Source organism: Paraclostridium bifermentans (assembly GCF_964259345.1).
Classification (GTDB): domain Bacteria; phylum Bacillota; class Clostridia; order Peptostreptococcales; family Peptostreptococcaceae; genus Paraclostridium; species Paraclostridium bifermentans_B.
Genome location: NZ_CAXVJR010000003.1, coordinates 288,899 through 301,997, shown reverse-complemented (window position 1 = coordinate 301,997; position 13,099 = coordinate 288,899). Strand labels below are relative to the sequence as shown.

General features: G+C 27.7%; 10 protein-coding genes and 1 pseudogene. All 11 read right to left on the bottom strand.

Going from position 1 to position 13,099, the window contains the following annotated elements; translation table 11 throughout:
- Window positions 1-14: 14 nt before the first annotated feature.
- The 11 genes and pseudogenes from wecB to ACEXNK_RS07735 all read right to left on the bottom strand — a co-directional run bounded on the left by wecB (window position 15) and on the right by ACEXNK_RS07735 (window position 12,982).
- A pseudogene (wecB, locus tag ACEXNK_RS07785) lies at window positions 15-1,016 on the bottom strand (non-hydrolyzing UDP-N-acetylglucosamine 2-epimerase).
- 71 nt (window positions 1,017-1,087) lie between these two features.
- Complete coding sequence (locus tag ACEXNK_RS07780) at window positions 1,088-2,263, bottom strand: O-antigen ligase family protein (protein WP_373598215.1); 1,176 nt, start codon at window positions 2,261-2,263, stop codon at window positions 1,088-1,090.
- A gap of 113 nt (window positions 2,264-2,376) precedes the next feature.
- Entirely contained in the window at window positions 2,377-3,480 is a 1,104-nt protein-coding gene (locus tag ACEXNK_RS07775; protein ID WP_373598216.1) for a glycosyltransferase, read from the bottom strand.
- Between the two features lie 15 nt (window positions 3,481-3,495).
- Window positions 3,496-3,873 (bottom strand): hypothetical protein, encoded by a 378-nt coding sequence (locus ACEXNK_RS07770; RefSeq protein ID WP_373598217.1) that lies wholly within the window; start codon window positions 3,871-3,873, stop codon window positions 3,496-3,498.
- A gap of 110 nt (window positions 3,874-3,983) precedes the next feature.
- Complete coding sequence (locus ACEXNK_RS07765) at window positions 3,984-5,204, bottom strand: nucleotide sugar dehydrogenase (protein WP_373598218.1); 1,221 nt, start codon at window positions 5,202-5,204, stop codon at window positions 3,984-3,986.
- A 17-nt stretch (window positions 5,205-5,221) separates the two neighbouring features.
- Window positions 5,222-7,081, bottom strand: coding sequence for a heparinase II/III domain-containing protein (locus ACEXNK_RS07760; protein ID WP_373598219.1), 1,860 nt, complete (start codon window positions 7,079-7,081; stop codon window positions 5,222-5,224).
- Window positions 7,074-8,372, bottom strand: coding sequence for a glycosyltransferase family 4 protein (locus ACEXNK_RS07755; RefSeq protein ID WP_373598220.1), 1,299 nt, complete (start codon window positions 8,370-8,372; stop codon window positions 7,074-7,076). Before ACEXNK_RS07755 ends, ACEXNK_RS07760 begins: the two co-directional genes overlap by 8 nt.
- 273 nt (window positions 8,373-8,645) lie before the next feature.
- Window positions 8,646-9,800: an aminotransferase class I/II-fold pyridoxal phosphate-dependent enzyme gene (locus ACEXNK_RS07750; RefSeq protein ID WP_373598221.1), complete on the bottom strand. Its 1,155-nt coding sequence runs from the start codon at window positions 9,798-9,800 to the stop codon at window positions 8,646-8,648.
- An 11-nt stretch (window positions 9,801-9,811) separates the two neighbouring features.
- Window positions 9,812-10,438, bottom strand: coding sequence for an acetyltransferase (locus ACEXNK_RS07745; RefSeq protein ID WP_373598222.1), 627 nt, complete (start codon window positions 10,436-10,438; stop codon window positions 9,812-9,814).
- Between the two features lie 11 nt (window positions 10,439-10,449).
- Complete coding sequence (locus tag ACEXNK_RS07740) at window positions 10,450-11,052, bottom strand: sugar transferase (protein WP_373598223.1); 603 nt, start codon at window positions 11,050-11,052, stop codon at window positions 10,450-10,452.
- A gap of 25 nt (window positions 11,053-11,077) precedes the next feature.
- Window positions 11,078-12,982 (bottom strand): polysaccharide biosynthesis protein, encoded by a 1,905-nt coding sequence (locus tag ACEXNK_RS07735; RefSeq protein WP_373598224.1) that lies wholly within the window; start codon window positions 12,980-12,982, stop codon window positions 11,078-11,080.
- Window positions 12,983-13,099 lie beyond the last annotated feature (117 nt).

The window sequence follows — 13,099 nt, the reverse complement described above, 5'->3', positions numbered from 1 at the left end:
TTTGTTTCTGTAATCTATAGTGTATCTTCTAATATATCCGCTCTTTTTTTTGATGCAAATCCATCTCCATATGGATTCGATGCTTTGCTCATTTTATCATACTCATCTTTATTATTTAGTAATAACTTAAAACTCTCATATATTACCTCTTCGTTAGTTCCAACCAACTTAAGTGTTCCAGCTTTAACTCCTTCCGTCCTTTCTGTAGTATCTCTCATAACTAACACCGGTTTTCCTAATTAGGGTGCTTCTTCTTGTATACCTCCACTATCAGTAAGTATAATGTATGCTTTATCTAGGAAATTTTAGAAATCTAGAGCTTCTAATGGTTCTATTATCCGAATACGTTCATTATTTCCTAGTATTTCATTAGCAGTTTTCCTTACTATCTGATTCATATGTATAGGATATATAACCTTTATATCTTCATTTTCATCAACTATTCGCTTTATAACCCTAAACATATGCTTTAGAGGTTCTCCTAAATTTGCTCTTCTATGTGTCGTAAGCATTATAAGTTTACTATTTTCTACCCAATCTAGTATTAGTCATCTCTTATAGTCGTTTTTAAAGCATCTATGTCAGTATTTTCAGTTATATATATCTGACTCTTTCTTACATTCATTTAATAAATTTTACTTAGATACTTCTGTTGGAGCAAAATGATACTTAGCTTCTACATGACCTACAGGTATTTGTAAATAGAATGCAGCAAGTGCTGTAACAAATGTAGTAGATGTATCTCCATGTACTAATACTGCATTTGGATTAACTTCTTCTAATACTTCTTTCATCTTACCTAATATATTTTGTGTACCATCAAATAAAGTTTGTTTATCTTTCATTACACTTAGATCATAATCAGGTCTAACATCAAAAGCTTGTAATACTTAATCTAACATCTGTCTATGTTGACCTGTAACACAAACTGTTATTTCTAAATCTTTTCTATTTCTAAGTTCCTTAACTAGAGGACACATTTTTATAGATTCCGGTCTAGTTTCAAATACAACCATTATTTTTTCATTTTAATTTCCCTATGTTATATTTAATACTTCATAAAAAATATAGATTTATAGATTTGCATCTATATTTTTTTAAATTTCCTGGTTATAATACCTAACATTATCCAAAATTTAATCTCAATTAAGTAAGATCCACTTACAAGTAGATGTATAAATCCTACACTTATCCAAAATATAACTACATTATAATCATTTCCATTAGATACAATTAAGCTCCTAATAATAATTATTATCAAACTTATTATTATTATTAAACCTATTATAGATCCATAGTTACATAGTATTTCTATAAAAATATTATGCGCATATCCACTTTCTATTTTTCTATCTGCACCTATCCCTAATCCTAATATAGGTTTTTCGTATAATTCTCTAAGAAGTTCGTTATATATACTATCTCTACCACTTAGATATATATCTTCTCTCAATATTAATTCTATTGTTCTACTCTGTATCCCTAATTTGTAAAATGCATCTCTTATAAAAATAATTATATTTTTATAAGAGATGATACATGGAATGATACTTAATATCACTATAGTAACAAATGTAATTTCTTTAAATGTATATTTTTTTCTTATTTTAATTAATTTTAATACTATAAAAGATATTATGCACATTAAAGCTCCTCTTGACCCTAATGATATTATAGAAACAAGAGAGATTATAAAGCATATAAAATCTGAAAATTTACGATTTTCAATTGTATTACTTATATATATTATAGCTGGAAATAACATATAGTATGATAGAGACATACTATATGGACCTATGAAAACATTACCTGTAAATACCATAATACTTATAATAGTTCCCATTATACATATAATATTAGAAGATATACGTATATATCGTTCAAATATTTTAATATCCTTTATACTAGAAATATATATGTATGATGGTATACACATGAAAAACATAGGAAACAAAATTTCTTTTATATACTCAATATTTTCACTAAATAATAGCATATTGACTAATATTATGAAAATTGAAATAAAATATAATATTATAAATTTTAACTTACTCTTTTTTAAAACAGAGGGTAATGCATAACAAAATGCTAATGCTACTAGCATTTTTGATGTTAATTGGACTATACTTCCCTTACTACTATCAAGTAAATTAAATACGATAAGTACAAAATACTGTCCCATTAATGTTATAAATATCGAAGAAATAGCTATTGATATTCGTTTATCCATATTTATATTTTCTAATTTATTTTGTGTATTCATATTAATCCTCTTCTATCAAAGTATAAATATATAAAATATACATCATATGAATTATACCCTAAGCATTATCCTATTAAAATTATTAGCGTATATATAAAATACATATCATTTTATTAAGACAAGCTACTATAAGCTTTTTTTAAATTTTCATTCACTACATTGTATTTCCATTTATTATAAAATTTTTCACCATCAATATAGCTTTTATTTTTTAATATTTCAATAGCTTCTTTTAGTTCCTTCATATTTGAATCTTCTACAACTATACCTAAATTTTCGCTTTTTATTATATTTCCTAACTTTGTACCTCTTGCTGCAATTATAGGAATATTACAAATTGCAGCTTCATATAAGCGATTTGGTAATGCTATATTAACATTACTAACATTTGTATCATATACAGAATAAATACAGTCTACCTTTCCATATAACTTTGCAATTTCCTCCGAATAGTTGTATGCTCCATATATCTCTACATTGCTCATATTTTGAGAATAATCTTTTATTTCATCTAGATCCACACCATTTCCTGCTATAAAAACATTTATATTACAATCATTTGCTACATCTATCATCATTTTAATTTGCTCTTTATACCTAACTTTACCTATAAATCCTATAGTAAATTTACCATCATTTTTTTTCTTATATTCTTTAAATACTTCTTCTTGTGGTGTGTTAGGTAAAAATATAACATCTTCTTTTTTTATCCAGTTTTTATAATAAACACTCCAAAATGATTCAGAAGTAACTATTAATTTATCAATAACTTTACATCCTATTTTTTCAATAATCTTTAATACATTTCTCAATATTATTTTTAAAGGATTTTTACTGGCATTTAATGCAAATCCATGTAAATCACTTACTTCATATATAACTTTAGGTTTATTTTTTTTTATTATGCAATATATCCATACTAAAAAAAGCATATCTGTTTTAGTTACATGTATGCAACTAGGATTTTCTTTTTTTAGTATACTGAACGCTTCTTTACAAAACTTTAATGTAGCTCCTACTCTTTTTAAAGGTTTGCCTTCATTTGACTTTTGATATATCTCATACTTTTTTACATCTTGAGGTAACTTCATATTTTCCATTACTTCTGTACCTCTATTCCAATATATTACACTCGTTTCATCTATTTCATATGCTGTATTTATTCTTTTAATCATTCTTGGAATGGGTACATATGGCACTAAAAAAACTATACTCAAATTATTCCCTCCTTATTAGTTCTCCCAAAAACTAGTATATTCTTGTACTTTAATATTTTGCTTGATAACTTTAGCTGGTATATCATTTGATACGCTACTATTATCTCCTATAATAATATTACCTAATACTCTCGCTCCAGGTTCCATTTTATATTTGCTACCAATCGTAACACTTTGTCCTATTAAAATATTTTTTCCTATTTTTGTCTTGCTGTGAATAACCACACCAATACAACCATATGCACATTTGCTTCCATTTCCTATTTCAGATGTATACGGTATAATACTATTAAATATAAGAAATTTGATATTTTTTACGATTTTAGCCAATATACTCAACTTATTTTTGTATAACTTACTAGGTAACCTATATAAATCTATTGTATTTACCATTGTTTAACTCCTTATACTTTAATATATGTTGTACTAGCTATCTTAATATTTAACCATGTATATATCTATTACAACATATAATTTAATTATTCCATAAGACTTACCTAATACTAAAGTCTATATGCATCTTTTATATTAGATATATTCTTAGTATCTAATATTAGTTTACCTTTTATTAACTCTATATTTTCTTTTATATGAGTATGTCCTACTAATATAACTACTACCTCTATTTCATTTAAAAAATCTTCAAAATTAATAAATTGATGTTCTACAATTCTTTCTTTTACAAAAGGATCATATACCTTAACTCCAAATGCCAAATGTTCATCCATTTTTTCTAAAAGTTGTAATGTAGGACTTTCTCTTACATCATCTACATCTTCTTTATATGTTAATCCATAAAGACCTATTTTGCCTATATCCTTAATATTATGTTCTCTCATAATATCCCTAATTCTAGATAGGACATGGTTTGGCATTGAATCATTTATTTTTCTAGCTGTTAATATTATATTAGTTAAATCCGGATAATCTCCTACTAAAAACCATGGGTCTACCGATATACAGTGTCCACCTACGCCAGGTCCTGGCTGCAGTATATTTACTCTTGGATGTTTATTTGCAATTTTTATTATTTCATATACATCCATACCGTCAGTTCTACATATTTTAGCTAGTTCATTAGCAAATGCTATATTTATATCTCTATAAGTATTTTCAACTACCTTAGACATTTCAGCAGATCTTATATCTGTTACTACTATCTCTCCAGAGCAGAAACTTTCGTATAATTCCTTAACTTTTTCACCTATTTCTTTATCGTCTACACCTATCGTTCTTGAGTTGTTTTCAAGTTCATAAATCATATTTCCAGGAATTATTCGTTCTGGTGCATGTACTATATGAACATCTTTTCCTATTATAAAACCTCTTTTATTTATTTCCGGCCTTACAAATCTATCTATTGTTCCTGGAGATATAGTAGATTCTATAACAATTATTGATCCTTTTTCACATACATCAAGCACACTATTTAAAGATGATATTACATACTTAGGATCTATTTTCTTACTTTCACTTACATATGGTGTTGGTACTGCAAGTATATAAATGTCAGACCTAACATACTCAGTTTTAAACTCTATATTGTTATTTAATGCTTCATTAAATAATTTATTTAAACCAGCTTCTTCAAAAGTTAATTTACCAGCATTCAAATTTTCTACTAATTCTTTGTTGTAATCCGTTCCAACAACTTCAACTCCACTCTTTGCAAACATTAATGCTGTTGGTAATCCAATGTATCCTAACCCTACTATATTTATCATTTGCTTATCCCCCTTAACTAGTTTTTAAATTTTATATTTAGTTCAAGATCACACTTGCCTTCAAGTATAGAACATTTAATATTAACACAATTGACTTCTTCCTTTTTCAAATAATACAAACTTCTATATTCTTTCTTTAAAGTAATTTCACCTTTGCTTATTTTCATAGAACATATTTCACATTTATTCTCTAGTATTTTTATCTCTTGCTCGTTTATATCAACATCAAAGGGTGTATGAAAATAAAAATTACATTGTTTTTCATTTGATTCTATACTATCAACAATAGTAAATTTATTTTTAGTACATTCAATTTGCCTAGTATGTTTATATCCATTTTTAGATATCATTGTGCCTTTAAACATGCTTTCATTAAAGCTAATATTTTCAGATTTTGTCCAATTATAAATTAGAAATGGTCCATGTTTACCCATTTGTTCTTTATCTTCAATTTGTACTGTGTTATGAGCAGCTGTTAGAGATAATCTCTTACCTATTTCTGTTGCGTATGAATATGTTCCACTATCACAAAAGATATTTTTGCCTTTATACCACAAATCTATATGAAGTCCATCCATTTGTGCCGGTCTAGTTTTATAATCTACTAAACTAGTCATTATAAAACTATTTTCATTTCTTAAAGTATAAATCCCAGCTTTATGAAATGCTTTTGATTCTCTTTTTATATTAGTTAATTCATAATTTAAAATATCTTTTTTACCAAACCATAATAACTCTTCATCATATTTGCCTTTATTATATAAACGCTTATTGTTAATTAAAGTATAAATAGTATTTATTACTGGTGTAAAATCTCTATATCCACATACTGTCACAGGAAATATTAAAGCTCCATCATTTGATCCATAATTAGGAACATCTCCACTCTCATCTTGTACCTGATACATTAAATATGTACTATCTGATATTCTTTTCTTACTTTTATCAGATATATGAATTCCTATCGTTTCACTTATTTTTAATATACACTCTATAATTTGTAACGAAAATCTTTGATAGTTAAATGAAAACTGAACATATCCACCATCTATCATAAACTGTTTATCTATTTCATCGTCTAAAAGATTGTATGCTTTTTCTAAAGACTTATAATCCTCACAACACCAAGCACCTATTATTAATCCACAAAGTTCAGAAAAAGTATGGTTGTTTTTTATACATTTATGTGCATAAAAAAAATTAGATACTATCTTTTTATATCCACCTTCTATTATCTTTTTTATGTTAAACTTATCTTTATTTGTAATTAAATCATACTTTTTAAATATCGAATATGCCATTAAAATATTTATCATTCTAAGTGCTGATTCTTGTCCACATTTATAATTACTTCCATATGAATAGTCATTATTACTTAACCATGACTGTATTTGTTCTGAAAAAGCTTCATAGTATTTTGTGTTTTCTGTTATAAGAAACGCTCTGGTCATATGATAAAGATGTGTAAATCTAGATATTTCCCATATAACCTTTATGTCTCCTCTTTCAGAGTCAAAGTCAGGTATCTTATACCATTTTATATTTTTGTCAACTACTTTTTCTGTTAATGGATTATAGTGCCAATCTATAGGTTTTCCATAGTTTAGTTCTATAGATGAAAATCCATTTATACTACCATTTATTGCTCTATCTGCCTGTTTTATTATTTCTTCTTGATCCTTTAGATTAAGATTCTTTAGAAATTGTTGAATCTCAGTCGTATTAGTATCAAATATATCAATTTTTTTAATATTTACATCTTTTTCAAATATATTTTCTATTTTAGGTATTATTTTCATAGATTTTATTTTTGTTGAATATAATGACCTATTAACAACCCATGGTAATCCATACTCAGTTATAATGCTTTTAATCATTTGATACCACACTTTCCTTATTTAATTCTGATTTATCTACAGTGTAAATTACATTTATTAATTTTTCTGTTAATACATCAAAATCAAAATTTTTCGCACCTTCTCTAGCATTTTTTGACATACTATCATATTCTATCTGATCCATATTTTTTATTTTTAATATAGATTTTGCTAGTTCCTCAGGTGTACTTTCTTCTATAGAAATCCCACAGTTATACTTTTCTAAAATACAATATCCCATTTTTATAGTTGATATAATAGGCTTTTTAGATGCCATATATTCAAAAAGTTTATTTGAGCTATTTCCTCTAGACCAATTATATTGTGTTTGTGAGTAATTTAATATATTAACCGATGACTTGCTAAGGATATAAGGTATATTAGTTTTATTTACATATCCTTTTAGTTTTACATTACTTATATTTTCATCTTTGATACGCTTTTCTATCATATATTTTTGATTTCCATCTCCATATATTAAAAACTGTATATCAGTTTTATCTTTTAATATTTTAGCGGTATCTAATAAATTTCCTACATTATTAACCGGTCTAATAGCACCAGCATATATTATATTAAACTTTCCTGAATCTAAATCTTCATCATGTATAATATTTTCTATCGACTTTTTAATAAAATCTTCTAAATCTATACCATTATTAATATAATGGCATTTATTTAAATCTATATCTCCACCTTGATCTAAGTCCCATTTTTTCTCTTTTATATAATCTGTATCTCCCTCTTTTGTAAATATAAGTGCATCTGCTTTTTTGTATATCCAATGTTCTCCTGCAACTAATAATTTACCTAAAATACTATTTTCTCTAGATTTCTTAAATGCAAATATTGCCTCTGGCCATAGATCTCTTATTTCACATATACATGGAACTTTTAATTTTCTTGCTACTTGTATTCCTGCTACCATTGTTAATGGATGAACACTAGATGCAATTATTACATCTGGTTTTTTATTAATCTTTGCATATTTTTTACCTATATATAATATATTTTTATAAAATAAAACCATGTTCTTAACTCTATCTATACCATTTCCTAATGCTGGTGTTGTTTTAACAAATACAAAAGGTATATTGTTTAGTATATTTATTGTATATTTTTTTCCTTTTGTATCTATACATTCTTCTTTATTATGAAATGTATTTGCACAAAATATAGTAGTTTCATATCCTTTTTTTATTAAATTTTCTGCAAACCAATAGTGTCTTCCACCTTCATTTTTATACATATCTGAAGCATAATGATTCCATAACCATATGTTTTTACTCAACTTAATCAACCTCCTTATTTAAAAATTTTAATGTACAGTTAATATAATCATTAAAATAGAGACTTGATTATTTTTGTAATATTTTTCATACCTTTTTCGGCCATTTTTGTATCAAATGTTAAACATACACCTCTATTAAATAAATCTTCTGATACACTTTTCTCTTCCAATGAACTAAACACCTTAACTTATTTTTCTATCTATATTTATATTGTGTATGTTAAATCTCTCTAATTTTAATTTTTTTATCCATATCTTCACCAACTACTCAACTTATACTTTGCTTAAAATATATTTAAATTTTTCGTTTATTATATCTATAATTTTTTCGATATCTTCTTCTTCCATCTTACTGTCAGATGGTAAGCATATCCCTCTATTAAATAAATCTTCTGATACACTTCCTTCTTCTAATGAAGCAAAAAACTTATATTCCTTAAAAAATGGTTGCATGTGCATTGGTTTCCATACTGGTCTACTCTCTATGTTTTCTTTTTCCAAAGCCAACATTATATCTATAGGCTTAATTTTAGATTCTTTCTTTATAGTAGCTGCTGATAGCCAATAGTTTGCTTCTCCAAAATCACATATGTTCATCATCTCTATATCTTCAATATCCCTAAAACCTTTTTTGTAAGCTTCATATATTTCTTTTTTCTTAGCTATACGCGAATTTAAAACTTTTATTTGACCTCGTCCAATTCCAGCAACAACATTACTCATTCTATAGTTAAAACCTAACTCTTTATGTTCATAGTGCCTTTCTGACTCTCTTGATTGAGTTGCTAAAAATAATGCTTTTTTTGTATATTCTTCATTGTCTGAAATCATCATTCCACCACCAGAAGTAGTAATTATCTTATTTCCATTGAAGGAATAAATACCTATCTCTCCAATAGTTCCAGTTTGTTTCCCTTTATATGTAGCCCCCAAAGACTCTGCTGCATCTTCTATAATTGGTACATTGTACTTATCACATATAGCTTTTAATTTATCATAATCAGCACTTTGTCCATATAAATTAACTATTATAACAGCCTTTGGTATCTTGTTATTTTCAACCGCATCATTAAAAGCCTTTTGTAAAGCTATAGGACACATGTTCCAAGATTCATACTCTGAATCTATAAATACAGGTTCTGCTCCTTGATATATTATTGGATTAGCAGTAGCTGAAAAAGTTAACGTTGAGCAAAATACAACATCTCCTTGTCCAACTCCTAGACATTTAAGTGCTAAGTGTATTGCACTTGTTCCACTAACTAAAGCTGTCCCAGATTTTACTCCAGTGTATTCACATATTTCTTTTTCAAAATTATTAACATTTGGTCCAAGTGGTGCAACCCAATTTGTATCAAATGCTTCATTTATATAATTTATCTCTTCTCCACCCATATGAGGTGAAGCAAGGTATATTCTTTTATTCATTTTATTTCCCCCTATTTTATAATTCTTGCAGGACTTCCAACAGCCACCACATCCGTACATATGTCTTTTATTACTGTTGATCCTGCTCCTATAGTAGTTTTAGCTCCTATTTTTTTATATTGTATAATTGTAGCGTTAGCTCCTATATGAACTTTCTCTCCTACTTCAACGCCTCCACAAAGTGTTGCTCCTGGTGATATGTGAGCAAAATCCCCAATTTTACTATCGTGTTCTATAATTGCCCCAGTATTTATAATCACATGACTTCCTATTTCGGAGTTTGAGTTTATTACTGCTCTAGGCATAATAACAGTTCCTTCATTTATATATACGTTTTTACTTATAGTTGCAGTCTGGTGTATTGCTGTAAAGTACTTTAGATTTTTATACTGTTCTGCTATTTTATTTCTAATGTTATTGCTTCCTATAGCTATCACATATTCAGTATTTTCTGTATTATACAAATTAGCATTTTCAACTTTATCTAACACCTTATATTTCATAAACTCTTTTCTATCAAGATTATCATCTAATAATCCTTTTATTTGAATTTCATATCCACTATCAATCATATTTTCTATAATATCTATAATTACCGCTGAATGCCCCCCAGCACCTATGATAACTATATTCTTCATATAATCACCTGCTAATTATTCCCATTAAATTTTTCCATTGTTACATGTCCGTCTTGGCTTATACCATCCCTTTTCAATACCTTAATTACAGTCATAAATAATATTTTAATATCCATAACTATATTGAAATTATCAACATAATCAATATCCATCTTAAACCTTTCATCCCAAGCCAATGTATTTCTTCCATTAACTTGTGCCCACCCAGTTACACCTGGTCTAACTTCATGTCTTCTAAACTGTTCTTTTGAGTATAGTTCCTTATACTCAACTAAAAGCGGTCTTGGTCCAACTAAACTCATATCACCCTTTAAAACATTTATCAGTTCTGGAAGTTCATCCAAACTAGTACTTCTAAGTAATCTTCCAAAAGAAGTTAATCTCTCCTCATCAGGAAGTTGCTCTCCCCACTTATCAGTAGCATCAAGCATAGTTCTAAACTTTATCATTTTAAAAATCTCCCCATCTTTCCCAACTCTATCTTGAGTAAAGAAAATAGGCGATCCTAACTTAACCCTTATTAAAACTGCTACAATCAATAAAACAGGAGAAAGTACTAAAAGTCCAACCGATGATGCTAATACATCAATACTTCTCTTTATAAACTTTTGCATTTTCTATCCCCCCAAATAACAAACTTTACTTAGCAAAAACCTTACTCTTATTAGCCTCTTCCGGTTTAATGTAAGTATCAACCAACTTTCTCATCGCAATGTCAATTAGATCTACAGCTTCATTTTCAACAATAGTATGTAATACCTCTAAATGTTTCTTACATCTATCAGCATCAAAATCAATTGGCTTACCAATAAAAATTTTCTCATGAATCGTATTACTTAATCCTTCCTCGCTCATAAGTAACTCCTCATAAAGCTTCTCTCCAGGTCTTAATCCAGTAAACTTAATCTGTATATCAATATTTGGCTCAAACCCACTAAGCCTAATCAAATTATTAGCAAGATCAACAATCTTAACCGGATCTCCCATATCAAGCACAAAAATCTCTCCACCCTTTGCCATAGCTCCTGCCTGAATAACAAGCTGCACAGCTTCCGGTATAGTCATAAAATACCTAATAATATCCGGATGGGTAATCGTTACTGGTCCACCTTCTTCAATTTGCTTCTTAAATAACGGAATAACACTACCATTACTTCCAAGCACATTTCCAAACCTAACAGCAACAAACTCCGTATCACTGCTTTCATTCATAGTTTGAATAATCATCTCGGCAGCTCTTTTAGTAGCTCCCATTATATTAGTTGGATTAACTGCTTTATCAGTAGATATAAGTACAAATCTCTTTGCTTTATACTTATCTGCCATTTGTGCAACATTTCTTGTTCCAAAAATATTGTTTTTTATAGCCTCACTAGGACTTTTCTCCATAAGTGGAACATGTTTATGTGCTGCTGCATGAAACACAACTTCTGGCTTATATTTATTAAAAATCTCATCCATACGCTTTTCTTCTCTAACAGAAGCAATAACAGTACTTAAATTAAGTTTATCTTTATACTTTCTTATTAGTTCTTGTTGAATTGCATATGCATTATTTTCATAATTATCCACTATTACAAGTTGTTTTGGATTAAAGTTTGCTACCTGTCTACATAACTCGCTTCCTATACTTCCTCCTCCACCAGTTACCAATACTACTTTACTTTCTATATATTCACTCATCTCAGCTAAATTAGTTTTTATAGGTTCTCTTCCTAATAAGTCTTCAATTTGAACATCTCTTATATTTTTTATATCAACTTTACCATCAATTATTTCAAATACTCCTGGTATAGTTTTTAATTTACATTTAGTTTCTTTACATATATCCATTATGTTTTTCTTCTCATATTTACTTATGTTAGCAATGGCTATTATAATTTCATCTACTTTATACTTCTCTACTAGGTTATTTATATCTTTAGTACTTCCTTCTATAGGTATATTGTGTATTCTTCTTCCTTTTTTGTTTATGTCATCATCTACTATTACTACAGGTTTTTTTAATATTTGAGGATTATTTTTTAGTTCTTGTATTACCATATCTCCTGCACTTCCTGCTCCTACTATAAGTACATTAGATGCTTTGTCTTTTAAGTTGAATCGTATAGATATTCTTCTTCCTATTCTGTATAAAAGTCTTGTTCCTCCTGTCAGAGTTATTGTTAATATCAAGCTCATAATATAAAATATTAAAGAAAAATCAACATTAATAAATATATGTATTAAATATGTTGGTATTATTGTGATTGTGCATGCAAGTACAATTGATATAAGTTCTTCTTCTCCTGCATATCTCCATAAGCTGTTGTAGCATCTGCAAACTGTTAAAAGTATTATATTTATACTTATGTATATTATTGCAATACCTATTATTTTATTGTTATCTAACCTATTCGGGTATAATATCCATACTGATGCTATAAACGAGAGAAATATACAAGATATATCTGTTCCTATTAATATAAGTTGCCTTATTCTATATCTACCTAGGAATGTATCTAACACATTTGATTTTTGAGGTGCTTGTATTTTAGCATCCACTCAAAACTCCCCCTTAAAAAATTTAATATTTTTAAAAATTTTTAAAGTTTTTCTATAGAGTTTTAGTGGTAATATCCGTATAATAAACACAAGGGTATTACCATATACCTCAATAGA